This window comes from Actinomyces sp. Z16 (genome assembly GCF_003111765.1).
Taxonomy (GTDB): Bacteria; Actinomycetota; Actinomycetes; order Actinomycetales; family Actinomycetaceae; genus Actinomyces; species Actinomyces glycerinitolerans.
This window is the reverse complement of sequence record NZ_CP027862.1, coordinates 2573352-2597437: the sequence shown is the minus strand read 5'-3', so window position 1 is coordinate 2597437 and position 24086 is coordinate 2573352. Positions and strand designations below refer to the sequence as shown.

Here is a 24086-nt window from a genome sequence, read left to right as displayed (position 1 = left end):
CCCCAACCCCACAGTGGCGGGTCGATACGGGCTTCGCCCCGGCTTCCGCCTAAGGTTGGACCATGGCTTCATCTGCTTCCCCGCTGTCCGCCGGAGAAGACGTCCCCGTCTCTGCGCTCAGCCGCGCACAGCTCATCGACGTCCTCACCGACACCGTGGGGGACCTTTCCAGCCTCGACCTGAGCCTGAACACCGACGGCGCCGAGGACGCCCGCCGCCTGCGTGCCGGCCTCATCGCCCAGATCCGCGACCACGTACTCCCACGTCTCGCCGACGCCGACATCCCGGCGATCGTCGTGGTCGGCGGCTCCACCGGCGCCGGCAAGTCCACCCTGGTCAACTCCGTGCTCCGTCAGGAGGTCTCCGACGCCGGCGTACTGCGCCCCACCACGCGCACCCCGGTCCTGGTGGTCAACCCCGAGGACCGCGAATCACTCGCCGACCACCCGATCGCCCAGGTCTGCGTCACCGTCACCTCCGCCGCGGTCCCCGCCGGCCTGGCCCTCGTGGACGCCTCCGACCTGGACTCCGTGCAGGAGACCAACCGCGTCCTAGCCGCCCGGCTGCTCGACGCCGCCGACCTGTGGCTGTTCGTCACCACCGCCGCCCGCTACGGCGATCAAACCCCGTGGGCCTCCCTGGAGGAGGCGGCCGGCCGGGAAACGCCCATCGGCATCGTCCTGAACCGCGTCCCCGTGAAGGTGCTGGCCGAGGTCCGCCGCGACCTGATCGAGCGGCTGGACGCCCTCGGCCTGGCCGAATCCCCCTTCTTCGTAGTCCCCGACGCCGGCCCCCACGAGGGCATGCTGCCGGATGCCTCCGTCAGCGAGCTGCGCGACTGGCTGCAACTGCTGGCCGGCCGCCACCGCGCCGCCGGGCTCGTGCGCCGCACCGGCCGTGGCGTGTGGACCGGTCTGCGCGCCGATCTGCTCACCCTCGCCGACGGCGTCGACGCCCAGGACGACGCCGCCGCCCGCCTGGAACAGGCCTCACAGCGCCTCCTGGAGGCGCCCAGCGCGGACCTGCGCGCCGACGTCGAGCGCGGCACCTGCGCGCAGGGCGCCCCCACCACCCGCTGGATCACCCTCGCCTCCTCCGGCGGCCCACTGGCCCCGCTCGCGCAGGGCGGCAAACTCCGCTCCGGCTGGTTCGGCCGCACCGGCAAGGCGCGCGCCGCCGCCCTGTCCGCGCTTGCCGCCGACGTCCGCGAGTCCGTCGCCTCCCGCCTGGAGGCGGCCCTTGTAACCGTTCGCGACGACGCCGCCCGTACCTGGCGGGAGGCCGGCGCCTCCGCCCGCGCCGGCGAGTTGCTTCCCACCGACGCCGACGCGACCGCCGTCGTCGACGCCTGGGCCGCAGACCAGACCGCCCGCATCACCACCCCGCCCAAGGGCCTGACCCCGCAGGGAGCCGGTGACCTGCTGATCTCCGCCGCCGCCGGCATCGACGGCGTCCGCGCCGCCGCCAACCGCCTGGGCCTCGGGCAGGCCGTGACCGACGCCAAGACCTCCCTGGCGCAGACCCTGACCGACGTGCTCGCCGCCGCCGTCCCCGCCGGCGCCGCCCGCGCGCTGGCCCCCGATCCCGCCCTGGCCGCCGCGCTGCGCCTGCGCGCCGGCGAACTCGCACCGTTCACTCGTCCCGGAGCCACCGCATGACCGCAAACCCGACCGTCGCCCCCGCCGGGGAAACCGTGCTCGACGCCGCCCACCTCCAGGCCCGCCTGGACGGCCTGCGCGCCGCCCTGGACAACTGCCCCACAGAGATCCCCGCCTCCCTGTCCCTGCCCGCCCGGGATCAACTGGACGAGGTCGCCGAACGTCTGGCCCTCGGCGTGGATCACACGGTGGTGGCCCTGTTCGGCGGCACCGGCTCCGGCAAGTCCTCCCTGTTCAACGCCCTGACCAGCCTGCAGTTCGCCGACGTCGGCGCCCGCCGCCCCACCACCGCCCATGCCACCGCCTGCACCTGGGGCGACGACGCCGCGGCCCTGCTCGACTTCCTGGAGGTGGCCGACGAGCGCCGCATCCGCCGCGAGTCGCTGCTGGACGCCACCGACCAGGACGCCTTCGCCGGCCTGGTGCTGCTGGACGTGCCCGACTACGACTCCGTCAACACCGAGCACGCCCTCCAGGTGGACCGGCTGGTGCCGCTCGCGGACCTGCTGGTGTGGGTGGTGGACCCGCAGAAATACGCCGACGCCGCCCTGCATGAGGGCTACCTGCGGGGGCTGGGCGCCCGCCAACAGGACATGCTCGTGCTGGTCAACCAGGTGGACACCCTGCCCGCCGGCGGCGTAGACACGCTGCTCGCGGACGTGCGCAGCCTGCTTGCGGCCGACGGCCTGCACGACGTGCAGGTACTGCCGGTCTCCGCGGTGCGCGGGGACAACCTCGGGGCGGTACGTGAACTGTTCCTGGAGCGGGTCTCCCGCGAGTCCAACGCCGCCCGCGCCGCCTCGGCGCGGCTTGACGCGATCGCCATGCGCCTGCGTCCCGCGGCCGCCGCGCAGCCCGTGACCACCCGCCCCGAACTGGCCGATGCCGCCGTCACCGCGCTCGTGCACGCGTGCGGCGCCCAGGCGGTGGAGGATTCGGTGCGCACCGGCCTGGCCCGCACCTTCCCGCGCGCCATGGCCCGGCCCGCCCCGCCCGCCCGCGATGCCGTCGCCTCTATTCAGACCACGTGGCTGCGGCGCACCACCGCGGGCCTGCCCGGTGCCTGGCTGCACAGCGTGGAGAACGCCGTCGCCACCCCCGAGGCCCTTGCCGCCCGCACCGCCGAGGCGGTCGGCAGCGTGCAGCTGCCCCGCCACCGCGCGCCGCTGATCGAACTGGCCTGGTGGGGCGGCACGCTGACCGCACTGATCGGAGCGGTGTGGACGGCGGTCAGCCTGATGCAGGGCAGTGCCGTCGGCGCCGGCCTGATCGCGCCGGTGACGTTGCTGATCATCATTGGCCTGGTCGTGGCGATGGTGGCGCTGTCTGCACGGCACTCGCGGGCCCGCCGTGAGGCCGACGATTATGCCCGTACCGTGCGCGCGCGGCTGGCGTCGGTGGTGGAACGCGACCTCACCCGCCCCGCCGACGGCGTGCTGGCGCGCCACCGTGCGCTCCGCGAGGCCCTCCAGGTTCCGGGTCGGTAGCGGCCCGCCGGTGGTCACCGGCGTCCACAGGTACGGCTCGTGCAGGGGGTGCCGACCCCGCATTCACAGGCCGGTGGCGGCGCGGGGTGCGGCCGCGGGACCGTTGAGGCAGCCGGCACGGTGCCGGCTTCCAACGCAAGGAGCACCCATGAGCCGTCAACTCGATCTCGTCATCCAAGGCGTCCTCGGCACCAACCCCGCCGTCACCCGCACCGCCGGCGGGCGCCCCTACTGCTACTTCCGCCTGGCCACCTCCCCGTCCTTCCGCACCGCCGACGGATGGCAGGACGGCGACACCATCTGGTTCACCGCCAAGTCCTGGGGCCCACTGGCCGAGAACCTGGGGCGCTCGCTGCACAAGGGCGATCCGGTGGTGTTGGTGGGCCGCTTCTCCCAGGAGAACTGGTCGAAGGGAACCGAGCAGTTCACCACCAACGTGTTGACCGTCTCCTGCGGCGGCCACGATTTGACCCGCGGCGAGTCGCGCTTCATGCGGATCATCCACAGCGCGAATAACGCCGAGGCCGACGACGCCGGCACGGGCGAGGAGTCGGCCGCCACCACGTCGGCCGGCTCGGCCGATACCGCCGGCCCCACCACTGCGGCGGGGACGGACGCCACCACACCGGCCGCCGCCACCTCGGCCGGCTCGGCCGCCACTGGTGCCGTCGCCGGCCCGGACGAGGTAATCCGCCCCACCGGCCAGAACCCGCCGCCGGTCGGCCCATCCCAGTCGTTTTCCGCCGCCGGCTCCACCAGCGGCCCCGCCGCCGACGCGTCCTCCTTCGACTACACGCTCGCCGACGAGGACGGGTGACCCAGCCCCGCGGCGTCGCCGGCTCAGGCCTCGGGCGCTGCTGCGGGCTCCGCGACGGCAACAAGGTCGGCCGGGTGGGCGACGTCGAACACCTCGATCAGTACTCGCGTCGCCAACTCGGCCGCCGACGCGGCGTCCACCACGCGCAGCACCATCGCATCGTCCTGTCGCTTCCAACCCAGCGAGTCCAGGGCCGCCAGGGCATCCTCCCCGAGCCGGGCCCGGCCGTCGTCGTCGAGCAGCGGCGCGGTCAGCACCACCGCGTCCGGGCAGGTCCGCACCGTCAAGACCGGTGGCAGCGGGGAGGGGGACAGGCGACGCCGTCGCCCCAGCAGTCGGCGCAGGCCGCCTTCGGGACGCGCGTAGGCGGCCGTCGCGGCGGTGACAATCGGCTCGGTGGCGGTGAGCCGCACGCCGATTGCGCCGTCGTCGTCGGGCCCGGTCTGTTGCAGCAGGTGGGTCAGAGACGGGATGAAGCGGTTCCAGGAGCCGACGTCGAGCTCTTGCCCGCTGGCCGGGGTGGGGGAGTCGTCGTCGGGATGTGTTGTTGACATGCTCGGAACGTTAGAACCCCAACGCGGGCCTCACCACACCCGCAGTCGGTGTGTCCTGGCGTGTCACGGCCGGGATTCCAAGCCTCACTGGTTACCGTGGCTTGCAGCCCCGGCGTGCCTGCGTCGGCCACGAGCAGGAAGCAACGATCCCATGATCCGATTCGACAACGTCTCCAAGGTGTACAAGCGCGGCGCCCGTCCCGCGCTCGATGACGTCTCCATAGAGATCGAGCGCGAGGAGTTCGTGTTCCTGGTGGGCGCGTCCGGCTCCGGCAAGTCCACCTTCCTGCGTTTGACCCTGCGCGAGGAGCGCCCCACCTCCGGGTCGATCCATGTGCTCGGCCGCGACCTGTCACAGATCTCCAGCTGGAAGGTGCCCAAACTGCGCCAGGAGATGGGCTTCGTCTTCCAGGACTTCCGGCTGCTGGAGAACAAGAGCGTGTTCGAGAACGTTGCCATCGCCTCCCAGGTGATCGGCAAGCCCCGCCACTACATCCTCACGGCCGTGCCCGAGGCGCTCGAGCTGGTGGGGCTGTCCGGCAAGGAGAAGCGCCTGCCGCACGAGCTGTCCGGCGGTGAGCAGCAGCGCGTGGTCATCGCCCGCGCCATGGTCAACCGTCCCAAGCTGCTGATGGCCGACGAGCCCACCGGCAACCTGGACCCGTCCACCTCGGTTGGCATCATGCGCCTGCTGGACCGCATCAACCGGCAGGGCACCACCGTGGTCATGGCCACCCACGACGACGAGATCGTCGACCAGATGCGCAAGCGCGTCATCGAGCTGAAGGCCGGCGAGGTCGTGCGCGACCAGGCGCGCGGCGTGTACGGCTCGGACCGTTGAGGCCGGCGCGCAGCGTGGATGCAAGGGCTACGAATCTCGCGAAAGAGGCATTGAGGTAACCGCATGCGATTCCGTTTCATCATCTCCGAGACCTTCAAGGGGCTCACCCGCAACCTGGTCATGACCGTCTCGGTGATCCTGGTGTCCTTCGTGTCACTGCTGTTCGTCGGTGCCTCGGTGCTGCTGCAGAACCAGATCTCGGTGATGAAGGGCGACTGGTACGACAAGGTCGAGGTCAGCGTCTACATGTGCCCGACGTCGTCCAACGCGGCCGCCTGCGCCGACGGCGAGGCCACCCAGGAGCAGATCGACGCCGTCGAGGACCTGATCAACTCCAACACGCTGGCCCCCTACATCGACACCTACACCATCGAGTCCAAGGCCGAGGCCTATGAGCGGTTCATGGCCGCCTACGGCGAATCGCGCATCGGCCGCAACGCCACCGAGGACATGATGCCGGTGTCATTCCGCATCAAGCTGGTCGAGCCGGAGAAGTACCAGGTGGTGGCCGAGCAGTTCACCGGCCGCGCCGGCGTCGAACGCGTCATCGACCAGGCGGAGACCCTCGAGCCACTGTTCGTGGTGATGAACCGGGTCTCCTGGATCACCGGGGGACTGGCCGCCATCCTGGCGCTGACGGCGGTGCTGCTGATCTCCACCACCATCCGGCTGTCCGCCATGAGCCGTTCCAAGGAGACCGGCATCATGCGGCTGGTGGGCGCCTCGAACCTGTTCATCCAACTGCCCTTCATGCTTGAGGGCGCCATCGCCGCCCTGATCGGCGCGATCGGCTCCGTGGCCGCGCTGTGGGCGCTGGTGCGCTACGTGGTGGTGGACTGGCTGTCCACCTCCCTAACCTTCACCGCCTTCATCGGCATCGGCGACGTGCTGCGGTTGGCCCCCTGGCTGCTGCTGGCCGCGATCGTCCTCGCGCTGGTGTCCTCCGCCTTCTCACTGTCTAGGTACACGAGGGTCTGATTCCCATGCTCCCAGTCCGCGCTGCAAACCGCCCGCGTCCCAGTCGCCGCACTAGACGACGGGCCCGACGTGCCGCCATCGGCGCCACCGCCCTGATGCTGGTCGCCGCCCCGCTCTCTGTCGGGGCGCTGGCAGACGAGCGTCAAGACGCCGTCGACGATCAGGCCGCCGCCCAGCAGAAGCAGGCCGAGCTGGCCTCCTCCCTGGAGGGCGTGTCCGCCGAGCTCGGCCAGGCCTACATCGACCTGCAGAACGCGGAGACCGCCCTTTCCACGGCCCAGAGCGAGCTCGACGACGCCGAGACCGTCCTGGCGCAGAAGGAACGCGAGCAGCAGACCGCAGCCGACCGCCTGGCCGTGGCAGAGTCCGACCTGGCCACGCTGCAGGAGGAATCGGCGCAGACGCAGACCACGGTGGATGAGAACACCACCTCCGTGGCCGACCTGGTGGTGGCCACCTACCAGGGCGACAGCGCCATCACCTCCTGGACCTATGTGCTGTCCTCCGACTCGGTCGACGAGCTCAGCGACCGCGCCTCCACCATGGAGATCGCCACCGGCGTGCAGGAGTCTGTCCTGTCCTCCGCCGAGGAGGACCGCGCCCAGGCCGCCAACCGCGAGGCCCGCCAGGATGCCACCACCGAGCGTGTGACCACGCTCAAAGCGGAGGCCGACGCCGCCAAGCAGGCCGCCCAGACCGCCAAGGACACCGCCCAGACCAAGCGCGACGAGGTCGCCACCCTCAAGAGCGAGAAGGAGACCGCCGCCTCAGACCTGGAGGACAAGAAGGCCGACCTGGAGGAGCAGCAGGCGCAGGCACAGGCCGACGAGGCCGCCGCCGCCGCCGAGATTCAGCGCATCGACGCGGAGAACCGGGCTGCGGCCGTCAAGTCCGGGCAGAGCGTGGCCAGTTCCGGCAGCACCGACACCTCATCCCTGGGCAGCGGCAAGATCGGGCACCCGATCGCCGGGGCCCTGGTGGTCACCTCGTCATACGGCTGGCGCCTTCACCCCGTGCTGGGCTACATGAAGCTCCACGCCGGCGTCGACCTCATGGCGTCTACCGGCACGCCCCAGTACGCGGCCGTGTCCGGCACCGTCACCAGCACCACCGACTACGGCGGCACTGCGTGCGGGAAGAGCGTGACCATCAATGGCGGCGTCATTGACGGGCAGTCCGTGCAGGTGCGTTACTGCCACCTGTCGGTGCAGCAGGTGTACGTCGGGCAGACGGTCTCCAAGGGGCAGCAGATCGGGCTGACTGGTGCCACCGGCGGGGTCACCGGACCGCACTGCCACTTCGAGGTCTATCTCAACGGGACGACTGTCGACCCCATGACCCTGCCCGGGTTCTGACGCCCGGGGCGGCCCCGGCGCTAGAGAGCAGATGAGGGCCTTGCCGACGGCGGGCCTTGGCGACCGCCGTCGGCGGCAGTAGGATGCGGCGCCGTGGCTTGACGGCCCGGGACGAGGGAAGGAGACGCCGGTGGCCAAGAAGACCGAGGGTACGAGGAAACTCACTCCGGCGGAGCGTGCCAAGGCGGCCGCCGACGCGCACAAGACCATCGCCCGCAACCGCAAGGCGACGCACGACTACTTCATTGAGGACCGCTACGAGGCGGGGCTCGCCCTGACCGGCACCGAGGTGAAGGCGCTGCGCATGGGCCGGGCCTCTCTGACCGAGGCGTGGATCGAGATCGACCGCAACGGCGAGGCCTGGCTGCAGGGCGCCCACATCCCCGAGTACCTGCAGGGCACCTGGAACAACCACTCCCCGCGCCGCAAGCGCAAGCTGCTGCTGCACCGGGCCGAGCTGGACAAGCTCGCGCAGCGGGTGCAGGCCAAGGGCTACACGATCGTGCCCCTGGAGCTGTACTTCACCGGCGGGCGCGTCAAGCTGGAGATCGCGCTGGCCCGAGGCAAGCAGGACTGGGACAAGCGCCAGGCCCTGCGGGAGGCGCAGGACAAGCGGGATGCGGCCCGCGCCATGGCCGCCGCCAACCGGCGCCGCGGCTGACGCGGGCATCTGGGCGTGACGGCGCCTGCCGGTCAGAGGGGGCGTCGCGCGCCGTCGTCGGGCTGTCGGCCGGTTGCCGACGAGCGGGTCGGTGGCGAGCGGGGCGGCTCGCCTTACCAGCGGTCGTGCACGTGGGCGCGGATGCGCCGGTCGTACAGGTCAGCCAGGGCCGCGTGCAGCTGGTCACTCAAAGGTTCCAGCGCGGCGGCCGCGGCGTTGGCGCGGGCCTGCTCGGCGTTGCGCGCGCCGGGGATCACGGTGGTCACGCCCGGCTGGTCCAGGATCCAGCGCAGCGCCACCTGGGCCGGGGTGGCGCCCGCGGGGCCGAGCTCGCGGCACAGGCCAGTGAACTCCTGGGCGGCCTTGACGCCGACGTCGAAGGGCACGCCGGAGAATGTCTCGCCGATGTCGAAGGCGGAGCCGTCGCGGTTGTAGTTGCGGTGGTCGGAGGCGGGGAAGGTGGTGTCCGCGGTGTAGCGGCCGGACAGCAGCCCGGAGGCCAGCGGGACGCGAGCGATGATCGCGGTGCTGGTGGTCTGCGCGGTGGGTAGCACCTGCTCCAGCGGCTTGCGGCGGAAGACGTTGAGGATGATCTGCACGCTGGCGCACCCGGGGCGGCGCATGGCCTCCAGGGCCTGGGCGCAGGTCTCCACGCTGACCCCGTAGGCGCGGATGCGGCCCGCCTCCACCATCTCCTCCAGCCAGTCCCAGGTGCGCTCGGCCGCGATCACCTCACTGGGCGGGCAGTGCAACTGCACCAGGTCGAGGGTGTCCACGCCCAGGTTCTGCCGGGAGCGGTCGTTCCAGGCCAGGAAGGCGTCGCGCGTGTAGTTCTCGGGGAGTTGCTCCACACGCCGGCCCATCTTGGTGGCGATGGTGAGTCCGGCGTCGGGGTGGGCGGCGGCGAAGGCGCCGACGAAGCGCTCGGAGCGGCCGTCGCCGTAGACGTCGGCGGTGTCGATGAAGGTGACGCCGGCGTCGAGTGCCGCCTGCAGGGTAGCGGTGGCGTCCTCGGCGGTGACTTCACCCCAGTCGGTGCCGAGCTGCCAGGTGCCGATGCCGATGGTGGAGATGTTGCGATCCAGAGCGGGGAGTGGGCGGTTCTCCATGACGTGCCTCCTACGAGTTTGTGCTGGTGCGGTCAGCCTAGCCGCTCCCAGTGGTTCGGTGAAACAAATCTAGTGGCGAAGGTCTCGCGGCGGGGCAGGGGGCGGCTGGTATCCTTGAGTTGCTGAGGTCTCAGCGGGTTCCCGCGCAGCACGCCGGGCGGGGAAAACTCAACAGGGGATGATCGGTTTCGACGACGGTCGTGGATTCAGGAGAAGCGGGTCGAGGATGCACAGTCATCTCGTCAACGCTCTGTGCGAACCAATAGGTGCCGATAACACTCGCACCGACTTCGCCCTCGCCGCCTGAGGCGAGCCTCGAAGTCCGTCAGCCCGGGGGAGCTTCCGCCCCGGTTCCTGGCGTCATCTAGGAAGCCACTGCTGGGGCCCCTCGCCATCGGGGGTCCCGGGACTCTAAGGTGGCTGAGCCTGTCGGCGTCCTTGTTCGCGTGAGACGCCGGGGCTGAGAAACTCAGCAGCGAACTGCACCCGGAGAAGTCCTGTTGCACCACCGTCGGACCGGGGTTCGATTCCCCGCATCTCCACCAAGAACCTGCTGGCGCTGACACGGTCACGCGCCAGCAGGTTCTTTGTTTTCTTGTCCGGCTTCGATCCTGCTTGTGAGAGTCGGGTCATCGGGTTATCGGGGTTGAGACGCTGCTTCACATGTGACTTGGTGTTGATCGTGGGTGCTGGAGGCGGTCTTCAGCACGACCTTGGTGACACTCCACGACCTTCGTGCCTGTTGCACGACCACCCCGGGGTCGTGCAGTACGCACCAAGGTCGTGGAACGCCGCCCGGGGTCGTGCAATCCACGGGCGGGGCAACCATTGCAGTCGCCCCAGGGATGCGGGGCGTCGCCGCCCCGCCCGTTGCAACATGCCCGAAACCGGCGGAGCCCGATCTCGACCGACCAGATCAGCCTGGCTGTGCTTGGCGTCGGCCGACGCCGGATGCACGGCGAGCTCCTCCACCCGCCGACCAGAACCGAGGTACAAGCAACGCGCTCACACCGACGACCCTGAGGGTTGACCCTGACACGGTGTGAGGGCACATGGTTGACTCATGGCCGAGACCACGAATCTCATGACGATCGGCGAGTTCAGCTCATTGACTCGCCTGTCGGTACGCATGCTGCGCCACTACGACGCTCACGGTGTCCTGGTACCCGTGGACGTTGACCCGTGGACGGGATACCGCCGCTATGCGCCGCACCAGCTGCGCGACGCCGCGGACATCCGGAACCTGCGCGATGTCGGGTTCGGCGTCTCCGCCATCTCCGCCCTGCTCGCCGCCCGCGGCACCCCGGCATGGTCGGCTGCGCTGGAGCTCCAGCGCGAGACCGTCGTCGAGGAGGCGCGCGCCGCCCAGGCTCGGCTGGCTCTCATCTCTCACCTCATCGAAGGAGAAACCAGCATGTCCATCACCGTCGAGCGCCGCACCATCGCGGCCATGACCATCGTATCCCTGCGCGACGTCATCCCGACCTATTCCGACGAGCATCTCCTCTGGGTCCGCATGATGCCCGAGATCACCCGGCAGGGCATCAAACCGATCGGCCCGTGCGGAGTGATCGAGCACGACGCCGAGTACACCGAGCACGATGTCGACGAGGAGATCTTCCTGCCCGTCGCACCCGGAACGACGGCCGCGGCGCCGCTGCGGGTCCACGAGCTTCCGGCCCGGGACTGCCTCGTGGCCCACATCGTCGGGCCGTACGACCAGATCACCGGGGCCCATGACCGGCTGGCCACCCGGATTGCTGCGGAGGGACTGACACCACCGGCCGACGACTCCCTGGCGGGCAAGTCGTTCAACATCTACCTCACGACGCCGGACGCGGTTCCCGCAGATCAACTCGTGACCGAGGTGTATCTCCCGCTCGGCTGAGCGTGCAGTCGCACGACAGCGAGGCCCGGAGGGATTGCGACAATTCACCTCGCCGGTGAAGCCCGGGATGGGCGAATCATCGGCGAGGTGGATTGTCCTAGGCGGAGCCTGCGCCGCCTGGCCGGTCTGAAGTAGCCAGCTTTTGTGTCGGACCTTCGTGAGACTCTGTTGGCATGGAGAGCAACTACCTGGAGGCGGTCGGGTTTCTTGCCGACTGGCAGGCAACCTACGACCTGCTTACGCCGCCTGCAATGATGGGCCTGCCGCGCAACGATCAGTTCAACCACATCGTGGTCTACCCCGACGACTCGGGGGCTAACATCTGCCTGTTCGAGACGGCGGACGGTACCTCGAGCCAGTCGCTCACTGTTGCCGGCCCTGCGCGAGTCAGCGTCGAAGGCTGGCAGGTCGTACCGGGCGTCGCCCATCTCAGCGTCCTCGACGACGACGGTGAGGAAATGACTCGCCTGCTGATGTGGGTCGATGACCCCAACATGTATCCGGTGTACGGGATTGACGCTGACGGACCGGTGGCGCGCTACGGCGACTACCGGGTTGGTGCGATCGCCGTGGACGTCGAGGTGTTCGACTCGGAGGAGGACTGGGAGAAGGCCCAGACGCCGATCAGCATGAAGGACTCGCCGGCAAAGAGGATGGACGAAGACCTGCCCGACGAGGTCTACATCGGCCCGCGGTTCGTCGCTAGCCCCTGGCTGTTCGCGCTCTACAGCGGCGAGGCCGGGCCAGAAGACGTCAGCCCCATCGGCATGCTGAAGGCCGTCTGCAATGAGGTGACGATCGTGACGAACCGCCTCACTGGAAATCAGTGGTACAAGGTGAACGCCGATTGTGGATTCCCCATCACACTGGGACTTCCCATCGGCACAACACCTGCGCCGCACCCCGGGAGCGTGGTGGATGGCAAGGCGTTTCTCACGGGTACGACGGGGTTCTGGCTAGCTGACTACGAGGATCCGTACGCGTAGTGCAGCGCGCCGGCGTCGCGGGTTCTCAGGAGGCCGGGTGCGGCAGGACCCCAGACGGAGAGGACCAGGGTGGCGTCGATCGACTACCGAATTAACCGAGGTGCTTCTCGAGGTGGTTGCGGTAGGCGGCGAGATCCGCCTCGACGTCGGGGTTCTTGAAGATGTCGAAGATGCCGAATTCGGGCAGTACTTCGAAGCCGCAGAAGCGGAACGTGCAGGTGATGTCGCTGAGCATGTCCGCCAGCGAACGCCCCTGGAGCGTCGGGTTGGACGGCTCGTCGAACGCCTCCCGCGGTGCATTCCACGTGGTGCAGATGAGCACCTTGCGCGGTGCCATTAGTCCGCCGGAGCCGTACGGCTTGGTCGGGTCCTTGCGCGTGCGGCCGTCTCCGGTCAGGAAGGTCTGATCGTGCAGACCGACGTTGAACACCTCGTCGGTGTACTTCTTCCAGATCCACGGAGCGGAGAACCAGTTGATGGGAGTCTGCACGACGACGACATCCGCGTCGAGCATCTTCTGGGCCTCTGCGGCGGGGTCGTAGCCGTCGGCGATCTTGGTCTCGGTGACCTCGTCGCCGCGGGCCTCGAAGAACTCCTTCGCGACTGCGTGTGCGGAGGCGTTGAGTGCGCCCTCCGACCAGTTGGGGTAGGGCAGGTGAGCGTTGATCAGCAGTGCTTTCATGGGTACCTTCCCCTTGCAAGCGGTGTTTGTGCGATGTCTGAATGAAGACCGTCGGATCGTATAACCGACAGGGTGTCGGTTGCAACTCAGGGGGAGACGCATGGGTAATGTGAGGGCCAGGACGGACGCGGAGGTTGCCGCACGCAGGGCGGAGATACTCGACGCGACGGCGGCCTTGCTGGCCGAGCAGGAGTACGAGACCGTCACCTTGGCCGCAATAGCCAAGAAGTGCTCGATCGCGCGCCCGTCCGTGTATCACTACTACGCCACGAAGGAGGAGGTCTATCTCGACCTGATGCGGCGCGAGTACGCCGCATGGGCGACAGAGATACGCGTGAGGTTCAAACGGAGGATGGGGCGAGAGGAGTTCTGCCGCGAGCTCGCCAAGTCGCTGCTCGGCCGCCGGCTCATCCTGCAGCTTCTCGCTATCAACGACGCCTCCCTGCGCAGCAAGTGCGGTGACGAGGCTATCGTGGACTTCCAGCGCGACATCCACCCGTTCTTCGTCGAGCTTGCGGAGGTTCTGCGCAAGCAGTTCCCCAATGCGGTGGAGTCCGAGCGTGAAATGTTCCGGACGCAGCTCACGATGTACAGCTACAGTATCTACCCACTGCTCAGCTACCCAGAGGGGTTCGTGGCGCAGGTTGGACGGATGAATCTCTACGGCGAGGTTGCGCTGATTGAGGATCTGGTGATGAAAGGTCTCATGCTCCTCAGCGCCGAACTGCCCTAGATGGGTGAGTTCGTGGGGGTGTGGTTGGTGGTCGTGTGGGGTAAGCGATCGTAGGACGGGTGTGCCTGTGGGTGGTGGGTGGGGTGTTTTCGGGGGTGGTCGAGATGTTGCTCTTGTTGGTGATTGATTCGCTTGGCCCGGCACCGCATGTTTGCACGCAAGGGTCATCCGGGCAGGGTCGGCTGAGGCCGGTTTTTCCTTGGAAATACGCGGAAGTTGCTTCTCGGCCCGATTCCGGTGACATCGCTCCAGTGTGCAACGAAGGGGTCGTTGCACACTGGAGCACGGTCATGACACTCGGATTGTGGGTGAAATCCGCATGATTCTGCGGATTCCGCCTCAGGGTTCACCCCTCGAGTGTGCAGACCCACCACAGGAGCAACGAATAACACCACTGGGCAGACGGCCGCCCCGGCCGCCAGTGGGTGCGCCGGCCACGCCAACGGCCGGGTTCAGCATCGGCGCGCGAGCTGCCCCGCGCCGCACCCCCTTACCGGAGGAAATGATTCGACTCCGGGGTGTGGGCGTGGTAGGGGGCGGGGGTGTCTTGTTTGGGCAGATGTCAGGGGTCGGTGGGCGTGGGCGGGTGGATCGCTCGGGGGCAGGGGCGGGTTCGGCTCCTACTTGGACCGCGTTGCTTCACTTGGACCGCGTCTGGGCGGTTGGACCGCCTGAGAGTGCGTCTAAGGCAGTCCGACCGCGCGCACTCGGCCCATCCGCGCGTAAGCGGTCCGACCAGACACGCACTCCGAGACAAACGCCAACCCCACCGACACCCACCCCCTGGAATCAACCATCCAGTTGAGGGACTTGGTGTCGAAGGCGGCGTCACGGGCCTTTGCGAACTTCCTGCTGGCCTGATCTCTGTGTTTCCCGCGGCGGCCGTATGACCCGGTAAATCCGGCCTACCAGTACGGTCGCCGCGGGAAACACAGCACACACCGCATACAACGCCCAGGGAGGGGGAAGCGACGCATCTGCAATGGGGTTGATGGACCAGAAGTGCAGGGCGATTCCGAGCAGGTATAGTGGATACTCGATCGGTGCCAGCAGCAGGCTGGTCCACCAGGTCTGCTTCGCCTGGAGCTTCTTGTCGAAGTGGAGGGCGATTGCGGGAAGAACAAGTGGCATCACGAGGAACACTGTGTAGAGTTCGATCACGGGCGCGGGAATGGACTCGTCCCTGATTAGTGCGAGGTGCCCAGACACGCCCAAAACCACGCAGCACGCGATATAGATTGCGACGACTGCGCCCGAGCTGAGTAATCGCCGTGCAGGCGTTGGCATGAGCGCTTATCCTTTCGCGAGCGAGGTTGTGGCCTCGAGGCTGCCAGGCCGCGTGGTGTTAGCGGTTGGTGTAGGGCTGGCAGTTCTTGTCGAGCCATCGGCGTCCGATATCGAGGTCGCCGTCAATCATGGGCACCACGATGTACGAGTGCATCTCGGCGAATTCCGGAGCGTAGGTGGTGATGGCGTTGAGGGTGGGGAAGGTGCTCAGTTGCGCCTCGGCGCTATCCATGCGCGTGGCGTCCCCGGCGTCGGCCGCGTTCAAGTACTCGTCGATCCAGCCGCACTGCCAGTACAGGGCCTCGGAAACCGCGAGGTCTCCCTCGGCCACGTGAACCACCACGCCGGTGGAGTCGGGGTCCAGCCCACTGTCCTCCAGACTGCGCCGGGCCGCCGGGTTCTCTGCGTCGGCCTCGAGGGTGAGGTCGGAGCCGTCCTGCGTCTGAACGGTGGCGCCCGCGAGTTCGGGAATGAGGTCTGCTGCTGTGGGCACCTCGACCCCGGGGGCGAAGGTCAAGTCGTCGCCCTCGAGCTCGTGATGGGCGAGCTCCTGAACTTCCGGCGCGATCGGTGCCTCAGACGACGCCGCCGGTTCGGGCGCGGCGGTCGCGGCATCGCCGCTCTTACCGATAGCGAACGGGACAGCGAGCAGGGCGATCCCGGCCAAGACGACGATCCCAGTGGTCTGCTTCTTATTCACGGCGCCTCCTCGCCTACGGGCAAGTGAACAGAACATGACCGCCCTCTTCTCGCACCCATGCGACACGCCCGCCTCGGAATTGAAGGATACGCCGCCTGGGTGCCCGTGCATGCCTTTCAACCCGGTTCTTCGAACTCGCGCGCCCAGGCGGAGCGGATCGGGGCGCCGGCACGCGTACTCTCCGCCCATGACGCCGACGACGCCACCCCGCCCGCCCTACGAGCCCGCCACCGCGCTCGTACTCCAGCGCCTCGAGGCCGCCGGCGGACTCCCGCCCCTGAACAGCTCCACGCTGACCGACCGTCGCATCCCGATCGCCCGGCGCCGCGCCGTCTATCTGGCCGCCTGCCCGGACGCGCACCTGCACGAGGCGACCCTCACTCGCGCCGACGGCACCACCATGCCGCTGACCGTCGTCACCCCGACCGACGGCGCGGCGCAGCCGGGCGCCCCACTGCTGCTGTCCATCCACGGCGGCGGCCGGGTGATGGGCTGCCGCTTCGACGACCTGGCCGCCCCGACCGCCTGGGCGCGGCGCTTCGGCGGCGTCGTCCTCGCCCCGGAGTACCGCCTGGCGCCGGAGCACCCCGCACCCGCAGCGGGGGAGGACTGCCTGGCGGCACTGGCCTGGGCCGCCGAGCACGCCGCGGACTACGGGGCGGACCCGGAGCGCATCGTCGTCGTCGGGCCCAGCGGCGGCGGGGGACTGGCCGCCTGCCTGGCTCTGACCGCTCGGGACCGCGGTGGGCCTCGGGCGCTGGGCTACCTGCTCGACTACCCGATGCTGGACGACCGCACCGGGCTGCCTGGCCCCGACGGCGCGGTGCAGCCGCCGTCGGCCCGCCAGTTCCCCGACGACGGGCTGTGGCCGGCGCACTGGAACGACTGGGCCTGGGAACAGATCCTGCCCGGCCGGCGGGGCGGAGCGGCGGTGAGCGTGCATGAGGCGGCCGGCCGCGCCGTTGACCAGCCGGGCGCCCTGGCCGGGCTACCCCCGATCTTCCTGTCCGTCGCCGGGGCCGAGACCTTCCGGGACGAGGTGGTCGCCTTCGCCGCGGCCCTGTGGCGCGACGGCGGGGACTGCGAGCTGCACGTGTGGCCGGGAGCCACCCACGCCATGGAGTACGTCAGCGCCACCTGGCTGCGCGACGGCCTGGAGACCGCGCGACTGAGCTGGCTCACCCGGCTGCTTGAGCCTGAAGACCCGCGCCTCAACCTGGCGCGGGTGATGGGGGAGGGGACCTTCCCGACGATTACGGCGGGCGAGGTCAGTCGCGGGTGAGGGCCTTCTCCAGCGGCTCGTAGTGCGCCACGATCGCCTCCCGGTAGGCGTCCACGTCCCCGGCGCGGGCCGCCTGCAGCATGGCCCGATGGGCGTTGGCGGTCTTGACGATGTCCTCCGGGCGCGGGGCATGGAGCATGGGAACCGTCAGGGTGTGAATCGCCCAGAACGCCTCCATCAGGTGGGCGAACAGCTGATTGGGTACCGGCGCCAGCAGCATCTGGTGGAAGCTGCGGTCCTGGTCGGTGAAGGTCTCCCCACGCTTCGCCAGCGCCTCCATCTCATCCACGACGGCGTCGATCTCCGCGTCCTCGCGTCCCCGCCACGCCTCGGTGACGGCCTCGGCCAGGGACGTATCCAGGGTGCGGCGCACCTGAACCACCTCGCGCAGGCTGCGGTAGTCGTCGCCCGGCTTGAGCAGCCCCCGGAAGACGAGGGACTCCACCATGGGGCGCATCGACACCTGGCCCACGAACATGCCGTGGCCGTGGCGCACCTCCACGATGTCCAGGGCCGCCAGCGTGCGGATGGCCTCGCGCACGGAGGAGCGGGACACGCCCAGGGTCTCGCACAGCTGCGACTCGGTCGGCAGCGGGTCGCCGGGCTGGAGGTGGGATTGCAGGATGTAGTCCTTGATGGCGTTCATGGCGCTGGTGGCCTGCGTGGTCGCCCCACTGCTGGCGGTGTAGGCCCCGCGCTTGATCTCCATGGCGGTCATGGCTCGCTCGTCCCCTCTTCGGTTCCGCTGCGCTCGCGCGCCTATCGCCTCCCGGTCAGGTGAGGCCGGGAGGGCTCTCAGGTCATCGTTACACATAATCCATCTTCCGTCCCGGGATTGATCAGATATCCGACGCCTGCTACATTCATTCTACCGACATCAGACAACAGATGTCCGATCTCAGGAGACCTCAATGACGATCTCGACTCCCCGCGCCTCCCGCCGCGACTTCATCCGCCTGTCCTCCACGCTGGGGCTGGCAGCCGGGCTGGCCGCCGGCCTCGCCGCCTGCGGCGGTTCCGGCTCATCCTCCGATTCCGGAGCCACGGCAGTGGCGGGCGACCCTGCCGCCAACGCGGCCGCCTCCAACGCCGACGGCACCATCACCGCCGGCATCTCCTACGAGCTGGGCACCAACGGCTACGACCCCATGACCACCACTGCCGCGCTCACCGTCGCCGCCAACTGGCACACCCTGGAGGGCCTGACCGAGCTGCACCCCGCCACCCGCGAGTGCTACGCCGCCCTGGCCGCCGACCTGCCCGCGCAGGTGGATGACACCACCTATGAGGTGACTCTGCGCGACGGCGCCGTCTTCTCCGACGGCACGCCCGTCACCGCCGACGACGTGGCCTTCTCCTTCGAACGCGTCCTGGACCCGGACAACAACTCGCTGTACTCCCAGTTCATCACCTTCATCGACTCCGTGACGAAGAAGGACGACGCCACCATCACCATCACCACCAAATACCCCTACTCGCTGGTGGCCGAACGCATCAGCGTGGTCAAGATCGTGCCCCGCGCCGCCGTCGAGGCCGACGCCGCCGCCTTCGACATGAACCCGGTCGGCACCGGCCCCTACACCATGACCGACAACGGCGCCGCCTCCCAGACCATCGTCTTCGAGCGCAACGACAACTACAACGGCCCCCACCCGGCGCTGGCCAAGTCCATGACCTGGCAGATCCTGCCCGACGACACCACCCGCACCAACGCCATCACCTCCGGCACCGTCCAGGCCATCGACGCCGTCCCCGTGGCCAACCTGGCCACCATGCAGGCGCCCATCACCGTGGCCGCCCAGCAGGGCTTCTCCCTGCTGTTCGCCATGTTCAACAACGCCACGCTCTCCGACGTCAAGGCCCGCCAGGCGATCATGTACGCCCTGGACTACGACAAGATCTGCGAGACCGGCATGGGCACGCTCGCCACCCCCGCCACCTGCTTCGTCCAGGCCGACCACCCCGCCTACAAGCAGGCCAGCACCGTCTACACCTACGACGCCGACAAGGCCAAGTCGCTGCTGGCCGAGGCCGGGGTGACCAGCATCAACCTGCTGTGCTCCGACCACGGCTGGTTCGCCTCCGTCCGCCCGATCATCCGCGAGAACCTCGAGGCCCTGGGCATCACCGTCAACTACGAGGAGAAGAAGTCCGCGGACGTCTACGCCTTCATCGACTCCGCCCAGGGCGACTGGGACGTGGTCATCGCCCCCGGCGACCCCTCCGTCTTCGGCAACGACGCGGACCTGCTCATGCGCTGGTGGTACGCCGGCGACATCTGGACCGACACCCGCCTGCACTGGAAGGGCACCGACGCCTACAACCAGGTGCAGGCCGCCCTGGACGAGGCCGTCCAGCTCGACGGCGACGCCCAGGTGGCCAAGTGGCAGGAGATCTTCGACCTGATCGCCGCAGACGTGCCGCTCTACCCGATCTTCCACCGCAAGTCGCCCACCGCCTACGACGCCGAGGCGCTGGTCGGATTCCAGCCGATCGCCCTGACCGGCCTGTCCTTCATCGACGTCGGCACCACCGCCGCCTGACCGCCCGCCTCCCCCAGTTCCGGCAAAAGGAGCACCCCAGTGTCCAACCTCCTCCGCCTGATCGGCCGCCGCCTGGTGGCGCTGCCGATCATGGTGCTGGGCGTGACACTGCTCGTATTCGTCGTCATGTCGTTCTCCTCGGCCGACCCGGCGCGCCTGGCGCTGGGGGAGGCCGCCACGGCCGACGCCCTCGAGCAGTACCGCCAGGCCCACCACCTCAACGACCCGCTGCTGCAACGCTTCTGGGACTACCTGGTGGGCCTGGCGCACGGCGACCTCGGCACCACCTTCACAGGCGTGAAGATCACCGACATGGTCGCCAGCGCCTTCCCCATCACCCTGCAGCTGACCTTCATCGGCATCTTCCTGGCCGTTATCGCCGCCACCATCCTGGGCGTGATCGCCGCCCTGTACCGGGACGCCTGGCCCGACCAGGTCATCCGCGTGATCTCCATCCTGTGCCTGGCCACCCCCTCCTTCTGGCTGGCCCTGCTGCTGATCCAGTGGTTCGGCGACATCCCCGGCGCCACCGGCACCTTCCCCTCGGTGGTCACCCAATGGGTCTCCTTCGGCGATGACCCCGGCGCCTACGCGCGGCAGATCTTCCTGCCCGCCCTGGCCGTCGCCGTCCCCAACACCGGCACCCTCACCCGCGTGGTGCGCACCGCCATGGTCGAGGAACTCGACCGCGACTACGTGCGCACCGCCATCGGCGCCGGCATCCCCAAGCACGTCGTCGTCGCCCGCAACGTGCTGCGCAATGCCCTGATCACCCCGCTGACGGTGCTGGGCCTGCGGCTCGGCTACGCCATGGGCGGCGCCGTCGTCATCGAGATGATCTTCAACATCCAGGGGATGGGACAGCTCATCTTCCAGGGCATCACCCGCAATGACGTCAACATCGTCCAGGGCGTGTCCATCACGGTCGCACTGGCCTTCATCATCATCAACATCGTCGTTGACATGCTCTACGTGCTGGTCAACCCGAGGATCAGGAGCGTCTGATGCCCCACCGCCGCACACTGGACAAGGTTGCCGCCCCCGGCCTGCGCTTCCAGGGCTGGCGCCGCCTGCCGCTGGGCTCCAAGATCGCCGTGATCGTGCTGGCCCTCATCGCCCTGATGGCCGTCTTCGCCCCGCTGGTGGCCCCCTACCATCCGGGCGCCACCGGCCTGGCCTCCGCCGAGACGGTCACCCATGTGGAGGGTGTGGGCGACGTCGTCTCCTCCGACCCCGCCGTCGCCCCCTCCGCCGCGCACCTGTTCGGCACCGACGCCACCGGCCGGGACATCTTCTCCCGCGCCATCTACGGCGCCCGCGTCTCCCTGGTGGTGGGCTTGAGCGCCACCGGCATCGCCCTGGCCCTGGCCGCGGTCCTCGGCGCCATCGCCGCCACCAGCCGCAAGTGGATCGGGGAGGTGGTCATGCGCGTGCTGGACGTGCTCATGTCCTTCCCCGGGATCGCGCTCGCGGCCGTGCTGGTGCTGGCCATGTCCGCCTCCGGGCTGCCGATGGTGGCCGTGATCATCATCGCCACGGCGGTCGTCTACACCCCACAGCTCACCCGCGTGGTGCGCGCCAATATCCTCGCCCAGTTCGGCGAGGACTACGTGGCCGCCTCCAAGGTCATGGGGGCCCGCGTCCCCTGGATCCTGGCCAAGCACGTGGTGCGCAACTGCGTCGCCCCGATCATGGTGTACGCCACCGTGCTGGTGGCCGACGCCATCGTCTTCGAGGCCTCCCTGTCATTCATCGGCGCCGGCATCAAAGCCGTCAACACCCCCACCTGGGGCAACATGCTCTCCGAGGGCAAGGCCCTGCTGCTGTCCGGCCACTGGTGGCCGACGTTCTTCCCCGGGCTGATGATCCTGATCACCACCCTGTGCCTGAACATCCTGTCCGAGGGCCTGACCGACGCCATGGCCTCCCCGCGCATCCGCGCCCACGTGGACGTCGAGGCCGACGAGGAGGCCATGCAGACCCAGCAGGCCTGGGACGAGGCCGGCCACGCCGTGCGCTCCCACGCCGAGGTGACCGCGGACGCCACCCCCGGCGGGCAGAAGAGCGCCCTGACCGGCGTCGTGGAGCCCGCCGCCGAGGAGGTTCCGCTCGCCGAGCGGTTGGCCTCCCTGCGCGACGCCGAACTGGCCCGCCACGACCGGCTCGTCTACCCCACCCCGCAGGCCGCACCCGTGCTGGAGGTGGAGGACCTGTCGATCGCCTTCCCCGCCCAGCACGGGGAGGTGAACATCGTCGACGGCGTGTCCTTCTCCGTGCGCCCCGGTGAGACCATGGGCCTGGTCGGGGAGTCCGGCTGCGGGAAGTCCATCACCTCCATGGCGGTCATGGGGCTGCTGCCGTCCAGCGCGCGCATCACCGGGCGGATCCGCTTCCAGGGCGCGACCTGCTGGAGCTGAGTCCCAAGGAGCACAACGCCCTGCGCGGCCACGAGATGAGCATGATCTACCAGGACGCTCTGTCCTCCCTGAACCCCTCCATGCTCATCCGCGCCCAGATGAAGCAGCTCACCTCCCGCGGCGGCACCCGCAGCGCCGAGGAGCTGCTCGAGCTGGTCGGACTCGACCCGGTGCGCACGCTCAAGAGCTACCCGCACGAGCTGTCCGGCGGGCAGCGCCAGCGCGTGCTGATCGCCATGGCGCTCACCCGCGATCCCAGCCTGGTCATCGCCGACGAGCCCACCACGGCCCTGGACGTCACCGTGCAGAAGCAGGTCATCGACCTGCTGAACCAGCTGCGCGAGAAGCTCGGCTTCGCCATGGTCTTCGTCAGCCACGACCTGGCCCTGGTGGCCAAGGTTGCCCACCGCATCACCGTCATGTACGCCGGGCAGGTGGTCGAGCAGGCCGCCACCGCGGAGCTGCTGACCAACCCCGTCCACGAGTACACCCGCGGTCTGCTCGGGGCGGTGCTCTCCATCGAGGCCGGATCCAAGCGCCTGCACCAGGTGCGCGGCACCGTCCCCAGCCCGCAGGAGTTCGTGGCCGGTGACCGCTTCGCCCCGCGCTCATCTCACCCCGACGTCGGCCTGAACACCCGCCCGGTGCTGCGGCCCGTGGCCGGCGCCGGCGAGCACTACTACGCCATCACGCCCGAGCTCGAGGCAGTCCTCGCCAAGGAGGCCCACTGATGCCCACCGACAAGTACGCCGGCTGGAATCCCGAGACCGATCCGGTCATCGAGCTGCGCCACGCCCACGTCATTCACAAGTCCCGCACCGGCAAGCTGTTCCGCCCCGACACGGTCCACGCCGTCAACAACGTTTCCTTGAAGGTCAAGCGCGGCGAGACCCTCGGACTGGTGGGGGAGTCCGGCTGCGGGAAGTCCACCACCGCCCGCGTCATGACCGGCCTGCAACCGCTGACTCGCGGCGAGGTCTACTTCAAGGGGCGCCCCCTCGGGCACTCCGCCGCCGACCGGCGCGCCCTGGGCCGCTCGGTGTCCGTGGTCTTCCAGGACCCGGCCACCGCGCTGAACCCGCGCATGATCGTGCACGACACGCTCATCGACCCACTCAACGTCCACGGCATCGGCTCACCCGCCGAACGCGAGGCGAAGGTCCGCGACCTGCTGCACCTGGTGGGCCTGCCGCCCAGCGCTCTGGAGGTGCTGCCCCGGCAGATCTCCGGCGGCCAGCGCCAGCGCGTCGCCATCGCCCGGGCACTGGCCCTGGACCCGGACATCATCGTCGCCGATGAACCCACCAGCGCCCTGGACGTGTCCGTGCGCGCCCAGGTCCTCAACCTGCTGCAGGACCTCAAGGCCGCCCTCGGTCTGGGGCTGGTGTTCATCAGCCACGACATCAACACGGTCCGCTACGTCTCCGACCGCATCGCCGTCATGTACTTCGGCAAGATCCTGGAGATGAACACGACGGCGGAGATCTTCGCCCACCCCCAGCAGGAGTACACGCGCACGCTGCTCGGCGCCGTGCCCTCCCTGCTCGAGGCCTGACCGCTCGTCCTCGGGGCGCTCCCCGCGTAGGCGGCATCGTATGCGGCCGGATCCACTCGGGTGGATCCGGCCGCCGCCTGTGTGCCGACGGCTGCGCGCGGCGGAAAAAGCGATTTCGGTAATCTAAATGAACCCGTTCAGTTGAGGCGGCTCATACTTCGTTCCGAAACGGTAATTCTAGGAGCCGCAGCCGGTCCGAGAAACGCTTGACGAGCGTGCGAGGGTTCGCTACCTTTATCTTGTCGGCGGATCAAAGCGGATCCGCCTACGAGGTGCTCAGGCGCGAATCAGTTCGGCACGACATTTCGAGGAGGGTCTCATGCATGCTGCGTCTGCCTGGCGTATCACTACGAATGCTCGGCGTCGTCGCTCCGCTATTCGCGAGGAGCGCGGGCCCTCTCTGACGCAGTCCTGACCCGCCACCAGCCAGAGCCGTTGGTGGCGCCCGCTGAGCCGCGGGCGATCCCCTTCCACCCCGGAAACGAACTCTCCGGGTGAAGTGCGCCCCTCCCGCCCCCGAGGGCGCTGAATGAGAACGACGTCGGGCGCCGTG

General features: G+C 69.0%; 20 protein-coding genes, 1 other RNA gene and 1 pseudogene. 16 read left to right on the top strand and 6 right to left on the bottom strand.

Going from position 1 to position 24086, the window contains the following annotated elements:
* Nucleotides 1–62: 62 nt before the first annotated feature.
* From C3B71_RS10815 to C3B71_RS10805, 3 genes are all read left to right on the top strand, one after another.
* Nucleotides 63–1658, top strand: coding sequence for a GTPase domain-containing protein (locus C3B71_RS10815; RefSeq protein WP_073330849.1), 1596 nt, complete (start codon nt 63–65; stop codon nt 1656–1658).
* Nucleotides 1655–3145 carry a GTPase gene (locus C3B71_RS10810; protein WP_108968009.1) on the top strand — a complete coding sequence of 497 codons (1491 nt, stop codon included), beginning with the start codon at nt 1655–1657 and terminating at the stop codon, nt 3143–3145. The genes C3B71_RS10815 and C3B71_RS10810 overlap by 4 nt, the downstream gene beginning before the upstream one ends.
* 148 nt (nt 3146–3293) lie before the next feature.
* Nucleotides 3294–3962 (top strand): single-stranded DNA-binding protein, encoded by a 669-nt coding sequence (locus C3B71_RS10805; RefSeq protein ID WP_108968007.1) that lies wholly within the window; start codon nt 3294–3296, stop codon nt 3960–3962.
* Between the two features lie 23 nt (nt 3963–3985).
* Here the strand turns inward: C3B71_RS10805 and C3B71_RS10800 are convergent, their stop codons facing one another.
* Nucleotides 3986–4516 carry a TY-Chap domain-containing protein gene (locus tag C3B71_RS10800; RefSeq protein ID WP_108968005.1) on the bottom strand — a complete coding sequence of 177 codons (531 nt, stop codon included), beginning with the start codon at nt 4514–4516 and terminating at the stop codon, nt 3986–3988.
* 151 nt (nt 4517–4667) lie between these two features.
* Between C3B71_RS10800 and ftsE the strand changes: the two genes are divergently transcribed.
* The 4 genes from ftsE (at nt 4668) to smpB (ending at nt 8351) form a co-directional block, all read left to right on the top strand.
* Nucleotides 4668–5357 (top strand): cell division ATP-binding protein FtsE, encoded by a 690-nt coding sequence (gene ftsE, locus C3B71_RS10795; RefSeq protein ID WP_108968003.1) that lies wholly within the window; start codon nt 4668–4670, stop codon nt 5355–5357.
* Nucleotides 5358–5420: 63 nt separating this feature from the next.
* Nucleotides 5421–6335, top strand: a complete 915-nt coding sequence (gene ftsX / locus C3B71_RS10790; protein WP_108968001.1) for a permease-like cell division protein FtsX — start codon at nt 5421–5423, stop codon at nt 6333–6335.
* A gap of 5 nt (nt 6336–6340) precedes the next feature.
* A complete protein-coding gene (locus tag C3B71_RS10785; protein ID WP_073330833.1) occupies nt 6341–7690 on the top strand; it encodes a peptidoglycan DD-metalloendopeptidase family protein in 1350 nt (449 codons plus the stop codon).
* A 130-nt stretch (nt 7691–7820) separates the two neighbouring features.
* Nucleotides 7821–8351: an SsrA-binding protein SmpB gene (gene smpB, locus C3B71_RS10780; protein WP_073330831.1), complete on the top strand. Its 531-nt coding sequence runs from the start codon at nt 7821–7823 to the stop codon at nt 8349–8351.
* Between the two features lie 113 nt (nt 8352–8464).
* Here smpB and C3B71_RS10775 read toward each other — a convergent pair whose 3' ends face one another.
* Nucleotides 8465–9460, bottom strand: a complete 996-nt coding sequence (locus tag C3B71_RS10775) for an aldo/keto reductase (protein WP_108967999.1) — start codon at nt 9458–9460, stop codon at nt 8465–8467.
* Nucleotides 9461–9634: 174 nt separating this feature from the next.
* Between C3B71_RS10775 and ssrA the strand changes: the two genes are divergently transcribed.
* The 3 genes from ssrA (at nt 9635) to C3B71_RS10760 (ending at nt 12334) form a co-directional block, all read left to right on the top strand.
* Nucleotides 9635–10005: a transfer-messenger RNA gene (ssrA, locus tag C3B71_RS10770) on the top strand.
* Between the two features lie 518 nt (nt 10006–10523).
* Nucleotides 10524–11348, top strand: a complete 825-nt coding sequence (locus C3B71_RS10765; protein WP_108967997.1) for a MerR family transcriptional regulator — start codon at nt 10524–10526, stop codon at nt 11346–11348.
* A gap of 173 nt (nt 11349–11521) precedes the next feature.
* Nucleotides 11522–12334, top strand: a complete 813-nt coding sequence (locus tag C3B71_RS10760; RefSeq protein ID WP_108967995.1) for a hypothetical protein — start codon at nt 11522–11524, stop codon at nt 12332–12334.
* 91 nt (nt 12335–12425) lie between these two features.
* On the opposite strand, the gene C3B71_RS10755 is transcribed toward C3B71_RS10760, so the two are convergent.
* Complete coding sequence (locus C3B71_RS10755; protein ID WP_073330811.1) at nt 12426–13016, bottom strand: NAD(P)H-dependent oxidoreductase; 591 nt, start codon at nt 13014–13016, stop codon at nt 12426–12428.
* Between the two features lie 100 nt (nt 13017–13116).
* Here C3B71_RS10755 and C3B71_RS10750 point away from each other — a divergent pair, with 100 nt between their 5' ends.
* On the top strand, nt 13117–13749 hold the full coding sequence (locus tag C3B71_RS10750; RefSeq protein WP_108967993.1) for a TetR/AcrR family transcriptional regulator: 633 nt from the start codon (nt 13117–13119) through the stop codon (nt 13747–13749).
* A gap of 828 nt (nt 13750–14577) precedes the next feature.
* Here the strand turns inward: C3B71_RS10750 and C3B71_RS10745 are convergent.
* Nucleotides 14578–15036, bottom strand: coding sequence for a hypothetical protein (locus C3B71_RS10745; protein ID WP_108967991.1), 459 nt, complete (start codon nt 15034–15036; stop codon nt 14578–14580).
* Nucleotides 15037–15094: 58 nt separating this feature from the next.
* A complete protein-coding gene (locus tag C3B71_RS10740) occupies nt 15095–15736 on the bottom strand; it encodes a hypothetical protein (protein WP_108967989.1) in 642 nt (213 codons plus the stop codon).
* A 187-nt stretch (nt 15737–15923) separates the two neighbouring features.
* Here C3B71_RS10740 and C3B71_RS10735 point away from each other — a divergent pair, with 187 nt between their 5' ends.
* A complete protein-coding gene (locus C3B71_RS10735; protein ID WP_108967987.1) occupies nt 15924–17018 on the top strand; it encodes an alpha/beta hydrolase fold domain-containing protein in 1095 nt (364 codons plus the stop codon).
* Here the strand turns inward: C3B71_RS10735 and C3B71_RS10730 are convergent.
* Complete coding sequence (locus C3B71_RS10730) at nt 17005–17727, bottom strand: FadR/GntR family transcriptional regulator (protein ID WP_073331383.1); 723 nt, start codon at nt 17725–17727, stop codon at nt 17005–17007. The two genes, C3B71_RS10735 and C3B71_RS10730, sit on opposite strands and share 14 nt — an antisense overlap.
* A gap of 202 nt (nt 17728–17929) precedes the next feature.
* On the opposite strand from C3B71_RS10730, the gene C3B71_RS10725 reads away from it, so the two are divergent.
* The 4 genes and pseudogenes from C3B71_RS10725 (at nt 17930) to C3B71_RS10710 (ending at nt 23533) form a co-directional block, all read left to right on the top strand.
* Nucleotides 17930–19561 carry an ABC transporter substrate-binding protein gene (locus tag C3B71_RS10725; RefSeq protein WP_108967985.1) on the top strand — a complete coding sequence of 544 codons (1632 nt, stop codon included), beginning with the start codon at nt 17930–17932 and terminating at the stop codon, nt 19559–19561.
* 39 nt (nt 19562–19600) lie between these two features.
* Entirely contained in the window at nt 19601–20566 is a 966-nt protein-coding gene (locus tag C3B71_RS10720) for an ABC transporter permease (protein ID WP_073330796.1), read from the top strand.
* Nucleotides 20566–22709, top strand: a pseudogene (locus C3B71_RS16710) (dipeptide/oligopeptide/nickel ABC transporter permease/ATP-binding protein). Before C3B71_RS10720 ends, C3B71_RS16710 begins: the two are co-directional and overlap by 1 nt.
* Nucleotides 22709–23533 (top strand): ATP-binding cassette domain-containing protein, encoded by an 825-nt coding sequence (locus C3B71_RS10710; protein ID WP_073330790.1) that lies wholly within the window; start codon nt 22709–22711, stop codon nt 23531–23533. Before C3B71_RS16710 ends, C3B71_RS10710 begins: the two are co-directional and overlap by 1 nt.
* Nucleotides 23534–24086: the final 553 nt, after the last annotated feature.